The following is a 20,956-nucleotide window of genomic DNA, read 5'->3' as shown; positions in this document are numbered from 1 at the left end:
TTTATTTTTATTATATCAAATTCCGACTACTCATTCAACCTAAAATTCTTTTTATAAAGTTTCGCACCATTTTTCGAAAATCTCATAAGATGGGATAAGCGAACTCCATGATGCTTTGATAGGAGGATTTTATATGCAACAAAACAATGAAGTACAGCAAAACGGCTGCTTTAAAGAAGCCGTCTGTGTTGATGCTCAGCGCGTCTATGACTCCTGCAGTTCTAAAGACTGCCTGGAAGATCTACAGGTATTCTTTGCTACCAGCAAGCGTCCTACAATAGAGCACTGTGCAAGTGTCCGTCTGCGCAGTGTGGATGTGATCACAACTTATGTCAATATGGAGCCAGTCCCATTTAACAAAGGCTTTTATTCTGTTGATATGACCTTTGTGTTTGACGTTTGTGTTGATGTCTATACGGCACCAGCTTCCTGCCCTGTTTCGGTAAACGGGCTTTCCCTGTTCACCAAAAAGGCAATTCTTTATGGCAGTGATGGGAATGTAAAACTCTTTACATCCGGTCACCCTTGTGATGACAGCCTTCCACCGGAAACTGGAAAAGTTCTTCCGAAAGCTGTTGTACAGGTTGCAGATCCTGTGGGCCTCTCTGCACGGGTCTGCGATGCTCGCCCCGGATGCAGCTGCGGCTACCAGGTACCAGAAGAAATCAGCAAACAATTTGGCGGCGACTTTGATACGGAATGTGCAAGGAACATCTATATCACAATCGGATTGTTCTCAATTGTACAAATTGTACGCAACGTTCAGATGCTGATTCCAGCTTATGATTTTTGCTTCCCGGCAAAAGAATGCCCCAACAGCAGTGACGACCCCTGCGAAATGTTTAAGAAGATCGACTTTCCTACTGACGAATTTTTCCCGCCCAAAGCCAGCGAGTGCGGATGCAATAAGGATTCTAACTAAAAGAAAGAAGCGGCAGACTTCTAAAATCTGCCGCTTCTTTTTTATTCTTTTGTCAAACGAGCAAAATTTGCCATCAATTTTTTTGTTCCGATGGAGTCGAATGCAATTTCAAGGAGCACATCATTTCCCATTGGAGCAACAGACAATACCATTCCATGCCCAAAAGTCTTATGGCACACGGAATCCCCCGGGGCAAACGTTACGCCTGTGGGATGACTCTTCAAAGACTGCGAAGGACCAAACTTTCGTGCAGCTACTGTTTCTGCTCTCTGACTATCTTTTCTGGAAATTGGAAGAGAAATTCCTTCTTCAGGCTTTTTCCACGATCTTGACTCTGTCTGTTCGGTCAATTCCGCTGGGATCTCTTGCAAAAAGCGACTGGGACGATTTCGCTGAGTGGTTCCAAATATCATCCGGCTATTCGCATGCAGGATATAAAGCTCTTCCTTGGCTCTAGTAATCGCCACATAAGCGAGGCGCCGTTCTTCTTCAATCTCGTGCGGGTTATAAATTGCCTGGACTCCCGGAAAAATTCCTTCCTCAAATCCCGGCAGGAATACGATTGGAAATTCCAGCCCCTTTGCTGAGTGCATGGTCATCATAACAACGGAGTCGGCCGCTCCATCATAATTATCAATATCCGTCATCAGAGAAACTTCTTCAAGGAATCCTTCCAGAGAAGCTTCTTCCCCATTATCTTCTTCATACTGCTGTAAATTGGAGCTTAATTCATTGATGTTTTCCAGCCGTTCCTGTGCGCCTTCTTCCACCCCAACTTTCAGACTTGCTATGTAATCGGTCTTGTCTAACATTAATTCATAAAGTTCTTTCAGACCAATCTGGGGATCTTTTGCCGCCTGTATCAGTTCGTTCATCATGGCGGAAAACTGCTGAAGTTTCGGAGCCGATCTGCTCAAAGAAGGATACTGATCTGCATTGGAGATCACGGAAAACAGGGACTGATCCAACGCAGCTGCGATCTCGGCCGCCTGTGCAATTGTTTTATCCCCGATACTGCGTTTTGGTTGGTTGATAATTCTTCTCAAACGAATTTCATCATTTGGATTATTGATTACACTTAGGTAAGAAATCATATCACGAATTTCCTTACGTTCATAGAAGCGGAGCCCGCCAATAATACGATAAGGAATTCCTGATTTTACGAAATGACGCTCCAACGTGCTGGACTGTGAGTTCATACGATAAAGAATCGCATGATCGCTGAATTTTCTTCCCTTCGCAACACTGTCCAGAATCCCCTTCGAAATGTAATCTGCCTCATCCTGCTCACTCAAAGCGGAATGGACATGGACCAAACTTCCGACAGGATTATTCGTCCAAAGAGTTTTTCCTTTTCTTTCGGTATTATTGGAAATAACAGCATTTGCCGCATTCAAAATAGTCTGCGTAGAACGATAATTCTGTTCCAAACGAATCACCTTGGCATTTGGAAAAGTCTTTTCAAAACTCATGATATTTTCGATGGTAGCACCACGAAATTTATAAATGCTCTGATCATCATCGCCGACCACACAGAGATTTTGATTCTTTTGTGCAAGCAGTTTGATTAATAAGTACTGCGCATGGTTGGTATCCTGATACTCATCCACCATAATATAACGAAATTTATTCTGATAATATTCAAGGACCTCTGAATGTTCCGAAAGCAATTTGACAGCATTGCAAATCAAATCATCAAAATCCATCGCATTTGCTTCCTTCAAACGGCGTTGATAAAGTTCATACGCCTTTCCGATAGAAAGCAGACGATTATCGTTTCCGGCAGTCTTCAAGTAATCTTTAGAAGAAATCACACTGTCCTTTGCATGAGAAATCTGATTGAGAACCATCTTAATCGGAAAAATCTTCTCATCAATATGAAGCTCTTTCAGGCACTCTTTCATTAGACGTTTACTATCATCGGTATCATAAATCGTAAAATGATTACTATATCCGATTTCATCGCCATAACGGCGCAAAATTCTTGCACAGGTTGAATGAAACGTGCTGGCCCAAATTTCATTTCCGTCTTCTCCAAGCATAGACATCAGCCTGTTTTTGAGTTCCCCTGCGGCTTTATTCGTAAACGTAATTGCCAGGATCTGATACGGATAGCATGATTCAACCGCCAAATGAGACTGGATCGTTTGCGGAACTTCTTCTCCAGATTCCAGCGCAGAAGCAAGCGTTTGCTCCTCTTCTTCTGTAAAAGACTGCTGAAACCAGTCGCTGTGATATGCGTTTCCAAACCGAATCAAATTGGCGATTCGATTAACCAAAACAGTCGTCTTTCCGCTGCCTGCTCCCGCCAGAATTAGAAGTGGTCCTTTTACGCAAAAAACCGCTTCTTTCTGCCGATCATTCATCCTTGAAAACTGTTTTTCCAAAAATTCTTTTCTCAATTGTGCCCTATTTTTATTCATAGAATCCCTCCGCGAATGAAAGGCCCGCACGCATTGCGTGTGCGAGCCTTCCTCTCTATATAATCATATCATCAATTATTTAAGAATACTTAAAAAGGTTCCTGCCACCACTGCAGAATAAATAATTCCAGCTACGTTTGATCCCATAGCGTGCACCAAAAGGAAGTTCGCAGGATTCTCCTCCTGCCCCACTTTCTGTGAAACACGCGCTGCCACTGGTACAGCTGATACACCTGCCGAACCAATCAAAGGATTGATCTTTTCATGCGTTGCCCGACACAAAATCTTTCCAAAAAGGATCCCTCCGGCTGTTCCAACGCAAACGGCTATCAGTCCCAGCAAAATAACACCTAACGTCTGTACATTCAAAAAGGCTTTTCCAGTAGCTGTTGCACCAACCGTGACACCTAAAAGTACAACTAGAATCGTCATCAACGCATTCTGAATCATATCAGGCAGCCGCACGGTCACACCGGATTCACGCACCAAATTTCCAAGCATCAGCATTCCGACTAACGGAGCCGCATCCGGCAAAAGCAGTACAACTAAAATTGTAATAATAATTGGAAACAAAATTTTTTCCAATTTAGAAACAGGTCTTAACTGCGCCATCACAATCATGCGCTCTTTTTTTGTTGTCAGCGCACGCATAATCGGCGGTTGAATAATTGGAATCAACGCTATACAAAAATAAGTGACAACTGCGATCGACCCCAAAAGTTCGGGTGCCAATTTACTGGTCACAAAAACTGCGGTTGAGCTGTCCGCTGCTCCAATCATTCCAATGGAACCAGCTTGACGGAGTGTAAATGAAAGGCCCGGAATCCCAAGATTTCCAATTAACACAGCTCCGATAAAGGTTAAAAAAACGCCAAGCTGTGCTGCAGCTCCCAAAATAAGACTCTTTGGATTCGCAATCAAAGGCCCAAAATCCGTCATAACACCAATGCAGAAAAAAATCAGCGGCGGATAGATGCCCAACTTTACCCCTTGATAAAGATAGTAAAACAAGCCCCCGGCCTGAGATACCTGCACATATTCTGCACCATTCATTGTAACGATCGGATACATGACTTCTGTTCCAGGATGTGCAGCCATATACTGCATCAATGGCTGCATTTCTGAAGAAGGTGCCGCCATAATCCCAGGAAATACATTGACGAAAAGCATCCCGAATGCGATAGGCAAAAGCAGCAAAGGTTCAAACTGCTCTGCTGTTGCAAAATAAAGCAATACACAGGCAATCCCAATCATTATGTAATTTTTCCAATCATGAGAGACAAAGCCGGAAGAGCTGAGAATGTTTTGAATTGAATTCCACAGGCCCTGTAAAATTCCCATATGAACGACCTTTCTTTATGATAGAAACAAGGTCTCTTAAATATATTAAAACGGACGCGTATTCTGGAAAATACCCGCCTGAGCCCATGTTGAACGTGAACGACGGCTCTTATGCTCTGCCTGACGTCTATCGGATTTCTGCGGTTCTACTGAACGACTTACGTTCTGCACTGCAACTTCTGCTCCAAATATTGTATAAACTGCTCCCGAAATTGCTGCCAAAACTTCTCCAGGAATCTTTGCCTCCTGGGAACTCGCTAATTCCGTCTGCACTGCTGCAGAAAGGACCGCCAAAATTTCTCCGGAAACTTGCTGATTTGAGGTAACAGGCCGATTCATTGTCTGAACTGCCACGGATGGTTCCCCCCTTCCCTTTTGAATGGAACTCTTTTTTGGCTCTTCGCAAATTTCAGATTCCTCCGAATCTTGTTTAAGCTTCTGTACGCTTGAATACGCCTTCATCACTAAGAGTAAAAGAAGCAAAACAGCAAAAACAATCACAATCCCAGTTAATAAAACGGTAACTGCAATCTGATCCTCATTTACTGATGACTCTAATCTCATACACTTTTTACCCCCAAAAATAATGTTAGGCAAATTAATTTTGTGTGTTGTGATTAAAAAAAGAACCGCGTTTATTATAACCGATTCTGCAAATGATTTCAATGAAATTCTATTTTAAAGTCCTGAAGGCCTCTTCACCCTTCAAAGTAAAATTGTCTATTTTTCATTGATTCTTTTTAAAAAAATGCTATAATAAAATTTATAAAACCATGAAAGGCAGTTTTTAAAATGACAAGTGATGAATTTCGCCATTCATTTAAAGGCAGTAAATATAATCTTGGGCTTGCCGTTTACAGCTGTGGGATTCAGCGCTGTGCCCCCAATCATTCTTGGGGGCCTGCTATTCGTGACCATTATTTAATCCATTACATTGTCAGTGGACACGGTACTTTTTCTGCCGAGGGAAAGAGTTGGCACCTTTCTGCCGGACAAGTATTTCTGGTAAAGCCAAACGTAATTGCTTCTTACCGTGCGGATTCGGATTTTCCATGGGAATACTGCTGGGTTGGTTTTAATGGAAGTGATGCTCCCCATCTGATGGAGCAGACCGGTCTTCTGGGAGGAGACCCTGTTTTTGATTGCGGGAAAGAAAATGCCTGTAAAGATCTGATCATGAAAATCATTTCAGTCTCAGGGTCTGGTGATAGTGCCGAAGCAAAGATGGAAAGTTGTCTTTTGTGGTTTCTATCCTATTTGATGGATCACTTTGGAAAAAAGGCAGATACTTGTGAATCCGGATTTCACTACGTGCAGAAAGCAATGCGCTTTATTGACCGCAGTTATTCCATGCCGATTGGAATCGGCCAAATTGCGGCAAGCGCAGAAATTTCCCGCAGCCATCTTTATCGGCTCTTTGTCCAATATTTGAAAATGCCGCCCAACGAATATTTGACCCATTATCGTCTGCAGAAAGCAATCTTTTTCTTAAAAGAGAAAAAGTTAAGTGTAGGCGAAGCGGCATATTCCGTTGGGTTTTCTGATCCGCTGTACTTTTCCCGGGTTTTTAAAAAGCATATGGGATTCCCACCCAGCCAATATACTAGAAGAATCCAATCATAGAGGAGGAAACATAAATGAGCAAACCAATCGAGCGAATTTCCGAATGGTCTCAAAAAATTGAAAATTATCAAGCAGTCGCATGGGACCGACTTCCTGAAATTTATCTCTATATGGATCAAGTCCTTACTTTTATGGAAAAACAACTTTCTCTATTTGAACGGGATGAACATGCAGGACTGCTTTCTTCCAGTATGATTAACAACTATGTAAAAGCGGGGGTTTTACCGCGCCCAGAATCCAAAAAATATAATCGTTCCCACCTCGCTCTTTTGACAATTGTCTGTCTTTTAAAACAAGTTCTTTCCCTTCAAGATATTCATGCTCTTTTAAAAACATCACTTGACACTCAATGTGAAAGTGATCTCTACGATGCTTTTTGCAAAGCGCAGAAAGCATCAATTGAAGAAGTATGCAAAAGAGTTGACAGTGCTGCCAAAGAAGGGGATTCGGCATTGACAAAACTTGCAATGGACCTTTCAATTGAGGCGGATGCCCGCAGGGTTGCAGCCGAACGAATCTTGAGCGAACAGCAAAAAGGGAGTACCGAAAAAAATCTTAACAAATAGCTTTCAAAACGATTAGCTAAAAGAATATCAAGATGTACATGGAACAGAAATTAAATTTAGCCATTTGAAAAATTCTTGCATTCATTGTCTTTCTTGTCGGATAAGTAGACATTCAAAAAAATGCAAGAATGAATTGATTTTAAATGAAAGCTATGCTATAATAATTTCATATTTGCCACCATGGTAGATATGCCGCTGTGGTGGAATCGGCAGACACAAGGGACTTAAAATCCCTCGGTAGCAATACCGTACCAGTTCAAGTCTGGTCAGCGGCACCAAAATCGTTTTGATAGGAATGAGCAATTATTTCTATCAAAACGATTTTTTTATGAAAAGAATTCCCTATGTTGCAGCTCAACCATCCGGATGCATATGCTCTAACTGCCAACTTGTAGGCATCATTTAGGGATTGACAAATAAGGATATTTAATTATATAATAATGTAAACTCACAGTTTACTTAATTGCAATAGTGTGAAATTTGAGGTGCATTGAATGGGATACAATGACAGAAAGCAACAAGAGAAAGAAATCAAGCGAAAAGATATTATCGACGCTGCAGAGCGAGTCTTTTTTTCCAAAGGGTTTGAAAATACATCGATGGATGAAGTTGCCAAGGAGGCAGAGTTCAGCAAACGGACTGTCTACATCTATTTTAACAGCAAGGAACAAATTTATTTTGAGATCATGATCAGAGGGTACCGACTGCTCATTCAAATGATCGAAAACAGCTTCAGTTCAAAACCGCCACGGAACGCCTTGGACGAATTGCACAACATTTTTTTTACTTTTTTTGAATTCAGCCGAGATTGTCCGGAATATTTTAAAGCAATCATGGAATATGAAACAAAGGATTCAGCTGATCAAACTAGTGTGAAGGACGAATCCAAGGCGGAATGCTATCGGTTGGGCGAAATAATTTTCGGATATCTTTTCCGCGCACTGCAAAAGGGCGTTGCACAAGGAACCCTCCGCAGTGGGCTCGATACCGAACAAGCTGCATTAATTTTATGGGCATGTACCATCGGAGTTTACAACACGGGAAAGAAAAAAGGCGATTATCTAAAAAATTACCATGGTGTTGATTCCAATGAGTTCATATCGGAATCCTTTCAGTTGATTATGCAACTGATCGACAGAAATGGAGAAAATCAAGATGAAAAAAGCTCTTAAAATCGGAAAATTTATTTTAATCGGCATTGCTGTGCTATGTCTCATCTTAGTAACCATACTTTACTGTATTAGCGGAGGATCTATGAAACAAACGTATATGGAACCTTGGTCAAAAAATTATGCTGAAAAGTATTCTGATCCTAGAGTACGCCTTGCAGCCGCCGGTTTGCTTGCCGCAAGCAATCATAATATGCAGCCATGGAAAATAAGCCTTGACGAATCCAACCCTATGGTATTCTATCTTTATGCCGACAGCTCGCGCACAACCAAAGAAGTCGATCCATACGCCCGGCAGATGATGATTTCACAGGGAACTTTTCTCGAATATGTCTCCGTAACGGGTGAAGAAGAAGGTTATCACGCGAATATTGCTCTTTTCCCCGACGGCACATACGACGAATCCCATCTTACAGAGAGCATGGATTCAAAGCCGGTTGCAAAGATTACGCTTACAAAAACACAGCCCGAAAGCAGTGCGCTTTATGATACCCTTTTTCTGCCGGATACCAACAGAGAAGCCTATCAACCGGAAAAGCTAACGGACTCGCAGGTCTCGGCTCTCAAACCACTTTCCTCTATGAGTAACGTTTCCATCAAGCTGTATCAAGATCAGGAAAATCTCAGCAATATCGGCAAGTTTGCTTTGCAAAGCGCAACGATTGAGGCAGGTGTCACTCGTGTGATGGACGAATCAAATGCTATCTTCCGGGCGAACGAATATCAGAAAAATGAATACCGCTACGGTTATTCGGTGGAAGGACAAGGCACTTCCGGCTTTATGAAAAATATTCTGCAGGGACTGGTTACGCTTTTTCCATCCATGAACACTGGAAAATCCGCATCTCAAAATTTTATTAATTCCACCAAAACATCCATCGAACATACTCCGGCATACGCTATGATCATAACCTCTGGAAATAGTCGTCTCGAGCAGGTTGAAAGCGGAATGATTTACAGCAAACTGGTACTGACCGGGCATACACTTGGCTTAGCGATGCAGCCTCTAAGCCAGGTATTGGAGGAGTATCCTGAGATGGAATCTCCCTATACCGAATTTAAAGAAGCCTATGCGCCGGATGGCAGTACCGTGCAGATGCTCTTTCGCGTTGGTGTTGCTACAAAAAGTGTTCCACTGAGTATGCGGTGTGACGTGCAAAGCCTTATAAGACCTGATTAATATAGGAATCAACCTGTATAAATATGGCTCCTCACAAATGTGGGGGGCCGTTTTTATGTCCACATCCGAGAGGATTAGTAAATATGAATCGTACAAACAATAATCGGGTTCCTATCAAGTTTGACATCATGAGAAAAAAGTGCTAAGTTTACTAAATGATAATGGATTGCATTTGCATGTACGTTAGTTTAAAAAAATTTTACACGAAACTTGGAGGGACACATGGATACAAAAATCGGAATTATATCCGGATTTCTGGGAGCCGGAAAGACGACTTTGATACAAAAGCTATTAAAAGGAAGTCTGTCAAATAAAAAAGTTGTACTCATTGAAAATGAATTTGGCGAAGTCGGTATAGATGGCAAGATTTTGAAACAGACCGGAGTTCAGATTCGTGAAATTAATTCAGGCTGCATCTGCTGTACCCTTGCAGGAGATTTTAGTAATGCACTACAAGAAGTGATTCACAGATATAATCCAGACCAAATTTTAATTGAGCCTTCCGGCGTAGGAAAGCTTTCGGAAATTCTTCTCCCCTGCCAAGAAAAAGCTGGGATTAACTTTTGCATTACGGTTGTAAATGCGCTGAAATACAAAATGTATGCGAAGAACTTTTCTGAATTCTTTTTTGACCAGATCGAAAACGCAAATACGATCTTTTTGAGCCGGACACAAAAAGCTGAACCTAGTCAACTGCAGGATGCAGTAAAAAGCATTCGGCAGCATAATCCGAAAGCTGTCATCCTCACAACGCCGTGGGAGCAAATGTCGGCTGATAGAATGATGGAGATCGCTGAAGATGGCATCCCGCTCTTGATCAAAAAAGAAGAACTTCAAAAACATCATCAGCATGATGATGTTTTTGAAGTCTGGGGTGTGGAAACGCCAAATCTTTTTTCTCCTGACCTTCTGGAATCCGCACTAAAATCATTGTCTAAATATGGGACTATTCTTCGTGCAAAAGGGTTGGTTGCTTTAAACGACGGTAACTGGTGTCAATTTGACTATGTGCCTGACGAAAAGAATATTCAAAAAGCAGAACCGGATTTCACAGGACGAATCTGCGTCATCGGAGAAAATCTAGATAAGCTCGGACTCGCCGCATTATTTCAGGTATGATTTATGACAAAAATTGAAGTATTTTGTGGATTCTTAGAAAGTGGAAAAACGACACGGATTCAGCACCTTTTAGAGCAGGAGCACCTCGAAAATTATGGGAAAATTCTGGTTTTACAGTGTGAGGACGGAGAAACTGAATTATGTCTGTCAATTATGAAAAATAAAAACGTGCTATTAAAGCAGATCGACCAGAAGGAAAAAATATGCTCTGAACTTTTTTATAAAATCAAGTTGGAAGTAAACCCAGATCTCATACTTATCGAATATAACGGAACCTGGCCAATCGAGAAACTGCTTTCCCTATCAATGCCCAATGACTATAAAATTAACCAAATCTTTTTTTGTGCCGACGCTTCTACCTTTGATTTTTACATCAAGAATACCGGTGGACTGATGGCTAATCAACTCAGCAATGCTGACGCAGTGCTTTTTAACCGTGTTTCAGGGAATGCAAAGCGATTAAAAAGTACAATTCGAAATTTGAATCGTTCCGCTTTCGTTTCTTTTGACAAAGAAATGGAGGATTCTTTTTTCAAAGGACTATTTGACCCTGAAATATCCAAAAAGAATAGATCCCAGCAAAGAAGTTACCAACTGATTTTTTCTGCTCTGCTTGTTTGTACTTGTATCCTGTTAGCAGTCGCTTTTCATTCATCGCAGTCTTATAAATTCATTCAAAGCATAAACATGATTTTTATCGGTATCCTGATGCAGGCTGTTCCATTTCTGTTGATCGGAGCTTTTGTTTCTGCTTTACTGCAAGTGTTTCTCCCCGATAAAACGCTGGTCAAACTGTTTACTGCACATAAATGGCTTGGATTTCCGATTGCAATGATTCTCGGATTTTTCCTTCCCGTTTGCGACTGCGGTATTGTACCGATCGCGTCGAGGCTAACGCAAAAGGGCGTCCCTTTAGAGGAAGCGATGGTCTTTATGCTTGCAGCACCGGCAGTCAACCCCATTACTATTTTATCTACCCTATATGCCTTTCCAGGCCAACCACAATATGTACTCTACCGGATTGGTTTCGGTCTTCTCATTTCCCTGATTGCTGGTTTGACTTTAAGGCTGACCCACCAAGAAGCCTCGCTTGTTCTCTCCGGCGGATCTCCGGCGACCTGTTCCTGCGGGACAATTAGCTGTCCTCCCCCACATTCCGGAAAGTTGGGGAAAATAGAATCTGTTTTCATAATTGCAGGGCAGGAATTTCTTGGGATGGGTCGCTATATGATTGTCGGTTCCTTTTTATGTACTGTTCTTCAGCAAGCGACACCGGCAGTTCTGTTTCAAAGTACGGGGACGGTTATGGCTATGATTGTCCCAATTCTCCTGATGTTATTGGCAGCATTTTTTATGTCGGTCTGCTCTACTTCGAACGCATTTATCGGAAGAAGCTTTTTAAATATATTTCCGCCGGTTGCCGTACTCACTTTCATTGTTATGGGTCCTATGCTGGATTTAGCCAATTTGTTTCTTCTGGGCGCCAACTTTAAAAAAGAATTTGTAGTTCGTCTTGCAGGAATCCTTTTTGTCACTGGTCTTTTCGTTTTTCTGCTGCTTTCCTTACTGCTGAAAGGAAGGGCATTATGAAACAAAAAATAAACCTAGAAATACTTTTGGAGTCAATCATTTGCTTTTCGTTATCCGCTTTGCTTTTTTATGCGTTAATTTCGGACAAAGTCGCCGATTACGTACACCCTCGTATGAACGGCTATCTTTGGTTTGCGGCAATCGCTTTGCTGATCATTTCGAGCATATTCTTGCCTGCCGCATTTACTCCAAAGCATAATGCCAAACCCGGAAAATATTTTTTGTATTTTGTCCCTATTTTATTTGTCATTTTAATTCCGGCGGGAACCGTGCAAAACAAAGCCATTTCATTTGGCAGCACCTCCACCGTAGGAACAACAACAACTTCTGCTGGAAGCTCACCGCAGAATAACGGGACTATTATCCAAGGCAGCACTTCTTCAAATAATATTGGAAAAGCTGCAACATCCTCTGCCTTTTTCCTTCCAAAAGAAGACAGCAACGGGATCATCACAATTCAGGATGAACAATTTGCAAGTTGGTATCAGGATATTAATCAGAACATGAATCAATACGATGGAAAGACACTAAAATTCAAAGGACAAGTCTTTCGAATGAAAGACTTTGCAAAAAACGAAATGGTTCCTGTACGATATGCCATGGTCTGCTGCACCGCCGATTTGCAGCCATGCGGTGTTCTATGCAGAGGTGATGCGGTAACGCAGTATCAAGATAACGAATGGGTATGGGTTACAGGAAAAATTAAAATTGAACAATATAAAAATCAGACAATACCAATATGCTATGTTACAAAAATAGAAAAAACAGAAAAAGCCAGCAACGATTATATTTATTTTACTTATTATTGATTTTTTATCATAATTCATCATAAAATAAAAAAAGCGCCGAAAGCTACAGCTTACGGTGCTTTTTACGCGATTAATTATAAATTGGTTTATTTTTACTAGGACAAGCTATCATAAATTTCACTCAAATTTGATTTCATGCGGTCCAGATAGGTCTTGTCATCCTCGTTGCTTTCAATCGTGTAGATTTGTTCAACCTTTGCGCCAACCTGATCAGCAAGTGTCTGAGAAACAGCAGGACTGACCATATCTTCAACAAAAATTGTTTTTACGTTATTCTTTTTGCAGTAGTCCACAAGTCCCCCTAACTTCTGCGCACTTGGTTCTCCTTCTGCAAATACGTCTTCCACACTGTTTTGCTCTAGTCCAAAGTCTCTGCACAAATAAGCAAAAGCGGCATGTCCGGTTACAAAGCTCTTGTTCTGAGCAGCTTGAAATTTAGTATTGTATTCTGAATACAGACTTTCCAACTGCGAAACAAAATCATCACAGTTTTGTTTGAAATAATCAGCGGATGCGGGATCTGCCTTTATTAATCCATCTCGAATATTTTCGGCCTCTGTTTCAGCACCTTTCAAACTGATCCAAATATGAGGATCATATTGTCCATGCTCTTTGATTTCATCGGCATCTGTATTTTGAATCGGCGTTGCTCCCTTGGAAGCTTCAACTGCAACCAAATTTTTATTATTGGCCGCCTTAACTGTCTGATCCGCCCAGGATTCCATGCCAAAGCCATTATAAACAAAGACTTGTGCGGAACTTAATCCGGTAAGGTCCTGTGCTTTCGGCTCAAAATCGTGCGGTTCCGTACCATCCGGAATAATTGTTGAAACTTCCACCCTGTCTTTGCCGACAGCTTCTGTGAATTCTTTCATTGCGTCAAACGTTACAGATACTTTAACTTTTTCACTTCCTGTTGTGCTTGTCTGACTGGCATTACTGCTGCTAGTACTGCTCCCAGCGGTACTGTTATTCGTACTGCCACAGGCCGAAAGAGCCGGAACAATAAGCAAACTTAATAATAAGGCAACTATTTTTTTAGACATTTTGCTTTGACCCCCAAATTTTTACTTGCAAATGACTGTCATTTGCATATATAATAGTCTTAACACAATATCTTTGTCAAGAGAAAATGATATAAAATTTAAAGGTGGGTGTTTTTTACGATTCAAACAAACGAATTATATTTTTCCTATACCGGTTTGCCTCCGTACTTATTAAACGGAATTGACCTGGAAATAAAAGACGGCGACTATGTCTCAATATTAGGGGAAAATGGCTGTGGGAAAAGTACCCTTATGAAATTGATTTTAGGTTTTCTAAAACCAACCAAAGGGACCATTGTTACGCAAGCAAAACGGATTGGATATGTTCCTCAAAAAAATGATTTTTCAAATTCTAGTTTTCCCATCACTGTTTATGAAATGCTGAATGCTTATCGAAAACTTTTAAAAATCAAAAATAAAGAAGTAATTTATGACGTCTTACAAAAAGTCGGTATGAGTTCCTTTACGGATTCTTTAATGGGAACCCTCTCAGGAGGACAAAGCCAGAAAATATTCATTGCACGAGCGTTAATGGGAAACCCTGACCTGCTCATTTTAGATGAACCATCTACAGGTGTGGATATCGGCAGCCAGAAGGAAATCTATCATTTTCTTACCAGCATCAATAAAAAAAACGGCATCACGATTGTTTCTGTAGAACACAATCTTGATGCTGCTATTTCAAACTCTACGCTGATTTATCATCTGAGTAATGGGGACGGCCACCTTTGCACTCCGGAAAAATATACTGCCGAATTTTTAAAGAATGAACAATTAGGAAGGATTCGTTAGAATGTTAAATTATAGTTTCATGCAAAATGCTCTGTTTGTATCTGTTTTCATTTCCATACTTTGTCCATGTATCGGAATCTTTTTAGTGCTCCGGCGATATTCCATGATAGGAGATACTTTATCACATGCGTCCCTTGCCGGTATTACAATCGGATTATTGTGCAATCAAAGTCCGATTCTTGGCGCTTTTGTTTTCACTTCGATCTGCGGAGCTTTAATTGAATTTCTGCGGACTTATTTTAAAAAATATACCGATCTGATCTTAACAATTGTACTTTCGCTCAGCGTCGGCATTGCCATTACAATTATCAGTTCTGGAAAGCTTCATGCCAATGCGGACTCCTTTTTATTCGGAAGCGTTTTGACTGTTACGGAATTCGATATGATCACCGTATTTGTCCTTAGCATTATTTCTGTTTGTACTCTCATTTTTCTATACAATCAAATGCTCTATATTGCTTATGATGAAGAAGCCGCAAAAATAGCAGGAGTCAAAGTAAAATTGATTAATTATGTGTTTTCAATCCTTGTCGCATCGGCAATTTCAGTTTCGATCCGTATTGTCGGCGTCCTGGTATTAAGTTCTATGATTGCTCTTCCGGTCGCTACTGCACTGCAACTTGGAAAGGGATTTAAACTAACGCTTGTTTTTTCCATCATATTCAGCGTTGTAGACATTTTATCCGGGCTGTTTATTTCATACTACTTAAATGTAGCACCCGGTGGATTTACTGCCCTAGTTTCCGTCGCTGTTCTCGTAATTGTCATTTTAGTTCGAAGAATCGCATTTCAAATAAAAATGAAGGCAGTATAAAATCCATCATTCTTTTCCCCCACTTTGGCACAAAAGAGCAATCTATTCCTTTTTTTCTCTTTTTCTAATACAGTCCTGACAATATCCATAGATCTCAATATGATGACTTTTGACATCGAACCCATATTTAGATTTCATGATCTGATCAAATTGACCATAAGGACAGTCATCAATCGGAATGATTTTATTGCAGCCAAGGCAAATCGCATGATGTGTATGCTCAGACTTCATATATTCATATCTAGCCACACCGTCATCCGTTAAATTTACTTTCGACAAAATTCCTTTCTCTGTCAGTGTTTCACAAGTCCGATAAACAGTAGACAAACTTAGCTTAATGTTATTTTGATATAAAACAGAAAAAATTTCATCAACCGTTTTGGGTGATGAATCTTTCAGAACTTCAAGAACCAGAATTCTTGTTTTCGTTCTTTTTAAACTTCTATTTGTCAATAAATTTTCAAATTCGTTTTGATTTGGCAAATTTTTCACCTCTTAACAAATAATATACAATTCCTAATGTTGGACAGAAAATCATCACTTCCGCTATTTACTATATTTATTATGTCATTTTCATTACTCTTCGTCAATACATTCTTACCTGATCATTTTTTATTGTATTATAAAAGGCTGCCGAATAACGGCAGCCTTAACTGATTGTTTTTAAAAAGATCTTATTCAAATGTTGTAAAATGCCGCTATAACAGGAAACTCAGCTATCACTTTATCCTTTAAAATTTCGCAACTTGGTGGATTCGGAATCCGCAGCAAGTATTTGCAAGCATTCGTCGGGCTAAAAAACAAAGTATTCCCATAATTGCTTATTACTTTTCTATGGTTTTCGCTGTCAATATACTTGACGCAAATTTCATATCCGACTGCAAGCAGTGTAAGATCATTCCATTCAAACTGCCGCACACCATTATAGTAAACACGTAATTCAACATTTCGTGCATCGGTTATTTGAAAAGTTTTATAGACATGTTGGCAAATATTATGATATTTACGTTGTACTGTGATTTTGCAGGGATTACTGATCGAATCAACATCCTTTCCGTGATACAGCCCCTTAACATGAGCCATATTTATAAATTCTCGCACGTTGACACCTACCTCACGATCGGTGGATTACTTGCCCTTTACAAATTCACTGTTACACTAAATTGTATTTTGTAAATTTGTTCAGGGTCAAGATTTCCAATATTAATGCTGTTTGCAGGGTTTTCATCACTCAAAGTTTTTGTATCATTTTTTAAAGTTGAGTTTGGTTTATAATTCATCCCGTCTGGGAACGGATTTACAACAACAATGTCATTGACTGTAACGTTTCCTGTGTTTTTAATAGTTAATTCAAATATGATCTCTTCATTATTTTCTGTTACAAATGTTTTATCTGCTGTCTCAGTTATTTGAAGATCAGCTTTCGCAATATTGGTCACAGCCGTGCTTGACTCTGTTTTACTGGTATATTCACTATCCATTTGGTCCCTAAACTTAATTTCAGCAATTGATTCGTTCACAATATCACCGGTTTCTCCTGCATTGACCGTTACCTCATATTGCAATACTGCTGCTGTTCCCTTCGGGACATTTCCAACAGAAGTTTCATTTGGACTTGTAACAGAAATTCCGGTTTCCAGCGTTTCATCAGTCTGAGGAATTGGAATAATAGAATCTTTCACCAAAGTCGTCTTAGGGCACAGTTCGCTTATCATCTTAACATCATATAGATCAACAGAAGAATCATTCTGCAAAGTTATGGTATATTTTATTTTTTCCCCATCATTGGCAAATTGTTTGTCTGCGGATTCTTTTACAACGGCTTTCACTACATCAGCAATACTCATATTACTAATGGCCTGAATCGATTGAGGATCTTCCCCCTCTTTTACCGTTACCGATCCAGTTGCCGTTGCACCAACTTTAAATGGGGAAGGATTCGTATTTGGATTTGCTTGTTCTTCTGACATATAAAGGCCTCCTTTTAAATTTCAACAAAATATCACTGAAGGCACGCATCATAAACATCATGATTTATACGTAACCCAATTAATATTTTTCATGAAATTCAATCACAAAATTAATTAATCTTCTTTCATAATATATGTTTTGTGGTTCAAAAAGTTATAAGGTAAATATTAATATTGGACTTTCTGCGATTGACTGATGACACAAGCTCGTAGTTAATTAGAAAAAAGAATTAAAAAAAGTTTTCTTCCGGCGAAATCCTTGTAATTCCACAACGGAAGAAAACCCCAATGGCTATGTATTAATTAATAAATTGCTTGAAAAACTTAGCCGTCACAGTGGGTACTATCGCAGCAGCCATTTGAGCAAGACCCAATTTGATGTCCCTGATTGAACTGGTCGCAAACAGTATTACTGGCGGAGATTGGTTTCACTGCCAGAATGATAAGGTCTTCTAATTTCCATAATTTATCAAGCACTTGATAATCGATTCTCAAAGTACAGCAATTTTCACCTTGTACTATACTCGTACCAACAATTCTAATTGCTTTGCAGGACCCGTCAATGGTTTTCAGCTCCTGTCTAAAATCATTGACACTTGAGAAACGCTCAAGGCTCGGAAAATATCTAAAGTCACTCCATAATAGATCAAATGACTCTTTTGGTTTCATTACTACCATAGTTTAACACCACTTCAAACCCAACCGTATTTGTAATGCGGTCGCATCCGGTAGAAGGACTCAAACGCTCATCAGCACAGGAAACGCGGATACTGGAAATGGAAGGAACTACATTTGGGAGCACTCCCCCACGGCATCCTATACTTCCATCAGGATTACAGGGAATCGTTTCACAGATAGTCCTACTTGCCACGCCGATATCTCTGACATCTTTTGTGCAGACGTCATGCACTAACTGCGGAAACTGCTGCAAAGGTGTTTTTGCTGCCTCATTTTCCGCAAATTAAACGCTGCTTTTGAGTTCTCCATACTAGTCCGTTGCAGTATCTGGATCCTGTGCTTCATCCTTAGCATCTATATCTAAATTGAAGTCACCGATTTTTACGCAGTCCATAATAAATCTCCTTTTAATAAATTCAGATGGAGTCTATTGATAATCTCTATCCTTTAGGATATTTTATGAAACTTTTTTACACGATTGTTACACGCTATGACAAATATCCGCTCAATTCTATAATTAAATTTTAATATCGCAATATTTGTTGTCTGCGTGAGAGATTCACTAGAAAGATTATCTCTTTTAAAATCATGGTCAGACGTTGTGATCGTTTAAACTCTTCTGATATGATCCGATAACATAAAAAAAGACTCAATCGCCAACCAGCGTTTTGAGTCTTTTTTTAATGCTTATTCCATGTTTTTACCAAGTTGATAGGCTTCATCTAAAGCTTCATGTCCAACAATATCTCCACGGTCTTTCACTCCCGGCACTGTAATCATACCGCCATCTTTTAGATGAAAATAAAGTAGCACCGATCGGTACATAACCTTAATGGAATCAAAAACGGTTGGATCCGTATCCGCAGCGACTCCAAGAAGAAAAAGCTGTTTTACTTTAAACTCATCTCGAATTGGATTATGCAGCCGATCAATGATACATTTTAGCTGAGAGCTTACATTATAAAAATAAACCGGAGTAGCAATCACAATCGTATCGGCGTCTTTGAGTTGAGAGTAAATTTGCTCCATATCATCTTTCTGGATACAGCGGTGCTTTTTATCAGAATAACAGGCATTGCAGCCTATACAGCCATTCACTTTTACACTTGCAGCAAAAATCATTGTTACCTCATGATGTTCCTGCGCACCTTTTACAAAAGCATTTGCCAAAAGTTCAGTATTGCCGCCTTTTCGGGCACTTCCTACTAGTACAACTATCTTTTCCATAACATTTCCCTCCAAACTCATCACAAATAATCTTTTTCCTCAGAAAGTTTCTGCGCAATTTTACACCCAGTAGGGGTCCCTGCAAGACCCCCTTTTCCGGTTTCCTTCAAATCCGGGTTCATCTCTTCCCCCACTTCATTCATCGCATCGATCACTTCATCCGGCGGTATTCTGCTCTGAATATTGGAAAGCGCCAAATTGGCACAGCTCAACGCATTCATGGCTCCGATCACATTACGGTTCACGCACGGAACTTCAACCAAACCCGCCACGGGATCACAAACAAGCCCCATCAAGTTTGAAAGTGCAACTGCACAGGCATTTGCACACATCTGATTGGTACCTCCCTTTAGGCTCACCAAAGCTACTGCCCCCATTGCCGAAGCTGTTCCAATTTCTGCTTGACAGCCCCCGTAAGCTCCGGCAATCGAAGCGCGCTGAGCAATTACCTGTCCAAACCCGGCCGCTACAAAAAGCGCCTTGACAAAAGAATCGTCAGGAAAAAGGTCTCTGTGTTTAAGCGGCAGCAGGATTGCCGGCAAAACCCCACAGGAACCCGCCGTCGGCGTTGCAACAATCCGTTTCATACAAGCATTGCACTCGCTAACCTTAAGTGCCTCTGTAATGATCTCGTTTAAAAATGAGTCTCCAAAAAGCAGGCCTTTTTGTGCTGCATAAAACACTTTTGCCCCATCTCCGCCTGTAAGTCCACTGTTAGAACGATCCTCTGCTTTATAATTTTTGCTTGATTCCTGCATTGCTGTCCACATTGCCTGCATGCGGGCAAAAAAGTTCTCTTCCGTACCGCCCTGCTCCGCTAAATTATCCTGCAAAATTGTTTTCCATAAAGGCAGTTGGTTCTTCTCTGATTCAGAAAGCATTTGTGCAATCGAAGAAAAAGACATTTTTATATCCCCCTATTCCTCAATATTCAAATAGGTCACTTTAATGATTCCATCTAATTTTGTCAGCCATGTGACGACATCTTCCGGAATCTTTTGATCACACTCAATCACCATAACCGCATATCCACCTAAAACATTCCGATAAAGCTGCATACGGGCGATATTAACATTTCTCTGTGAGAGTACCGTTGTCACCTGCGCTACATGTCCGGGATGATCTAGGTTATGGACAATCAGCGTATGGTAGTCTCCGGAAAAGTTTGTTTCGATCCCATCAAGTTTACATACCTTTATTTGTCCTCCGCCTATAGAACTCGCTTCAATCTCCAAAGTTTTCCCTGTAACGCCTTCCAGACGAAGGACGGCCGTATTTGGATGTGCTCCCTTCAGATGAATGGTTCCAAATGAAAAATGAAGTCCCGCTTTTTCTGCCAATGAAAAGCTCATCGGAATGTTGGGATCATCCGGCTTTAGTCCTAAAAGTCCGGCAATCAAAGCGCGGTCTGTTCCATGTCCCTTTCCGGTATCTGCAAAGGAACCATGAAGCAGAATCTGCGCATTCTTTGGCGCTTCTCCCAAAAGTTTTCTGGAAATCAATCCAATCCGCACTGCTCCAGCTGTATGAGAACTGGAGGGACCAATCATAACCGGACCGATAATATCGAAAATATTCAAAAAGATTTCCCCCTTACTGATTCCTCTGTTGTTCGTTATTATAACCCCAAAATATAGGATCTGCAAATTTTGAAAAACTATTTTCATCAAGATAAAAGAATGTTATA

22 protein-coding genes and 1 tRNA gene are annotated in these 20,956 nt (G+C 40.5%); 11 read left to right on the top strand and 12 right to left on the bottom strand.

Annotated elements, in window-relative coordinates; genetic code table 11:
• The first annotated feature begins 133 nt into the window (after positions 1-133).
• Entirely contained in the window at positions 134-922 is a 789-nt protein-coding gene (locus tag ACVS9P_RS05475; RefSeq protein ID WP_452104618.1) for a hypothetical protein, read from the top strand.
• A 41-nt stretch (positions 923-963) separates the two neighbouring features.
• Here the strand turns inward: ACVS9P_RS05475 and ACVS9P_RS05470 are convergent, their stop codons facing one another.
• From ACVS9P_RS05470 to ACVS9P_RS05460, 3 genes are all read right to left on the bottom strand, one after another.
• Positions 964-3,345 (bottom strand): ATP-dependent helicase, encoded by a 2,382-nt coding sequence (locus ACVS9P_RS05470; RefSeq protein ID WP_452104617.1) that lies wholly within the window; start codon positions 3,343-3,345, stop codon positions 964-966.
• 75 nt (positions 3,346-3,420) lie between these two features.
• Complete coding sequence (locus ACVS9P_RS05465; protein ID WP_452104616.1) at positions 3,421-4,686, bottom strand: sodium ion-translocating decarboxylase subunit beta; 1,266 nt, start codon at positions 4,684-4,686, stop codon at positions 3,421-3,423.
• Between the two features lie 45 nt (positions 4,687-4,731).
• A complete protein-coding gene (locus tag ACVS9P_RS05460) occupies positions 4,732-5,250 on the bottom strand; it encodes an OadG family transporter subunit (protein ID WP_452104615.1) in 519 nt (172 codons plus the stop codon).
• Between the two features lie 228 nt (positions 5,251-5,478).
• On the opposite strand from ACVS9P_RS05460, the gene ACVS9P_RS05455 reads away from it, so the two are divergent.
• The 8 genes from ACVS9P_RS05455 (at position 5,479) to ACVS9P_RS05420 (ending at position 12,742) form a co-directional block, all read left to right on the top strand.
• Positions 5,479-6,309, top strand: a complete 831-nt coding sequence (locus tag ACVS9P_RS05455) for an AraC family transcriptional regulator (protein ID WP_452104614.1) — start codon at positions 5,479-5,481, stop codon at positions 6,307-6,309.
• A 14-nt stretch (positions 6,310-6,323) separates the two neighbouring features.
• A complete protein-coding gene (locus ACVS9P_RS05450) occupies positions 6,324-6,875 on the top strand; it encodes a DUF1836 domain-containing protein (protein ID WP_452104613.1) in 552 nt (183 codons plus the stop codon).
• A gap of 191 nt (positions 6,876-7,066) precedes the next feature.
• Positions 7,067-7,153, top strand: a tRNA-Leu gene (locus ACVS9P_RS05445).
• A gap of 216 nt (positions 7,154-7,369) precedes the next feature.
• The gene (locus tag ACVS9P_RS05440; protein ID WP_452104612.1) at positions 7,370-8,047 is read left to right on the top strand and encodes a TetR/AcrR family transcriptional regulator; all 678 of its coding nucleotides are present in this window, start codon (positions 7,370-7,372) and stop codon (positions 8,045-8,047) included.
• An 82-nt stretch (positions 8,048-8,129) separates the two neighbouring features.
• Positions 8,130-9,224, top strand: coding sequence for an Acg family FMN-binding oxidoreductase (locus tag ACVS9P_RS05435; protein ID WP_452104611.1), 1,095 nt, complete (start codon positions 8,130-8,132; stop codon positions 9,222-9,224).
• 222 nt (positions 9,225-9,446) lie between these two features.
• Positions 9,447-10,343: a CobW family GTP-binding protein gene (locus ACVS9P_RS05430; protein WP_452104610.1), complete on the top strand. Its 897-nt coding sequence runs from the start codon at positions 9,447-9,449 to the stop codon at positions 10,341-10,343.
• A gap of 3 nt (positions 10,344-10,346) precedes the next feature.
• Positions 10,347-11,933, top strand: a complete 1,587-nt coding sequence (locus ACVS9P_RS05425; RefSeq protein WP_452104609.1) for a permease — start codon at positions 10,347-10,349, stop codon at positions 11,931-11,933.
• Complete coding sequence (locus ACVS9P_RS05420) at positions 11,930-12,742, top strand: TIGR03943 family putative permease subunit (RefSeq protein WP_452104608.1); 813 nt, start codon at positions 11,930-11,932, stop codon at positions 12,740-12,742. Before ACVS9P_RS05425 ends, ACVS9P_RS05420 begins: the two co-directional genes overlap by 4 nt.
• Before the next feature lie 95 nt (positions 12,743-12,837).
• Here ACVS9P_RS05420 and ACVS9P_RS05415 read toward each other — a convergent pair whose 3' ends face one another.
• Positions 12,838-13,788, bottom strand: coding sequence for a metal ABC transporter substrate-binding protein (locus tag ACVS9P_RS05415; protein WP_452104607.1), 951 nt, complete (start codon positions 13,786-13,788; stop codon positions 12,838-12,840).
• Between the two features lie 120 nt (positions 13,789-13,908).
• Here ACVS9P_RS05415 and ACVS9P_RS05410 point away from each other — a divergent pair, with 120 nt between their 5' ends.
• Positions 13,909-14,580 (top strand): metal ABC transporter ATP-binding protein, encoded by a 672-nt coding sequence (locus ACVS9P_RS05410; protein ID WP_452104673.1) that lies wholly within the window; start codon positions 13,909-13,911, stop codon positions 14,578-14,580.
• Between the two features lies 1 nt (position 14,581).
• The gene (locus ACVS9P_RS05405) at positions 14,582-15,394 is read left to right on the top strand and encodes a metal ABC transporter permease (protein WP_452104606.1); all 813 of its coding nucleotides are present in this window, start codon (positions 14,582-14,584) and stop codon (positions 15,392-15,394) included.
• A gap of 42 nt (positions 15,395-15,436) precedes the next feature.
• Here the strand turns inward: ACVS9P_RS05405 and ACVS9P_RS05400 are convergent, their stop codons facing one another.
• The 8 genes from ACVS9P_RS05400 to sdaAB all read right to left on the bottom strand — a co-directional run bounded on the left by ACVS9P_RS05400 (position 15,437) and on the right by sdaAB (position 20,849).
• Positions 15,437-15,877 (bottom strand): Fur family transcriptional regulator, encoded by a 441-nt coding sequence (locus ACVS9P_RS05400; protein WP_452104605.1) that lies wholly within the window; start codon positions 15,875-15,877, stop codon positions 15,437-15,439.
• A gap of 195 nt (positions 15,878-16,072) precedes the next feature.
• Positions 16,073-16,477 (bottom strand): hypothetical protein, encoded by a 405-nt coding sequence (locus ACVS9P_RS05395; protein WP_452104604.1) that lies wholly within the window; start codon positions 16,475-16,477, stop codon positions 16,073-16,075.
• A gap of 56 nt (positions 16,478-16,533) precedes the next feature.
• Positions 16,534-17,364 carry a hypothetical protein gene (locus ACVS9P_RS05390; RefSeq protein ID WP_452104603.1) on the bottom strand — a complete coding sequence of 277 codons (831 nt, stop codon included), beginning with the start codon at positions 17,362-17,364 and terminating at the stop codon, positions 16,534-16,536.
• 324 nt (positions 17,365-17,688) lie between these two features.
• Positions 17,689-17,859 (bottom strand): hypothetical protein, encoded by a 171-nt coding sequence (locus tag ACVS9P_RS05385; RefSeq protein WP_452104602.1) that lies wholly within the window; start codon positions 17,857-17,859, stop codon positions 17,689-17,691.
• 151 nt (positions 17,860-18,010) lie between these two features.
• The gene (locus tag ACVS9P_RS05380) at positions 18,011-18,295 is read right to left on the bottom strand and encodes a hypothetical protein (RefSeq protein WP_452104601.1); all 285 of its coding nucleotides are present in this window, start codon (positions 18,293-18,295) and stop codon (positions 18,011-18,013) included.
• A 434-nt stretch (positions 18,296-18,729) separates the two neighbouring features.
• Positions 18,730-19,269 carry a flavodoxin family protein gene (locus tag ACVS9P_RS05375; protein ID WP_452104600.1) on the bottom strand — a complete coding sequence of 180 codons (540 nt, stop codon included), beginning with the start codon at positions 19,267-19,269 and terminating at the stop codon, positions 18,730-18,732.
• A 20-nt stretch (positions 19,270-19,289) separates the two neighbouring features.
• Positions 19,290-20,174, bottom strand: a complete 885-nt coding sequence (gene sdaAA, locus ACVS9P_RS05370) for an L-serine ammonia-lyase, iron-sulfur-dependent, subunit alpha (RefSeq protein WP_452104599.1) — start codon at positions 20,172-20,174, stop codon at positions 19,290-19,292.
• 12 nt (positions 20,175-20,186) lie between these two features.
• Positions 20,187-20,849, bottom strand: coding sequence for an L-serine ammonia-lyase, iron-sulfur-dependent subunit beta (gene sdaAB / locus ACVS9P_RS05365; protein ID WP_452104598.1), 663 nt, complete (start codon positions 20,847-20,849; stop codon positions 20,187-20,189).
• Positions 20,850-20,956: the final 107 nt, after the last annotated feature.

This window comes from Caproicibacterium sp. NSD3 (assembly GCF_053613275.1).
Note: the sequence above shows the minus strand (reverse complement) of the source record. Positions and strands in the feature narration are given on the sequence as shown.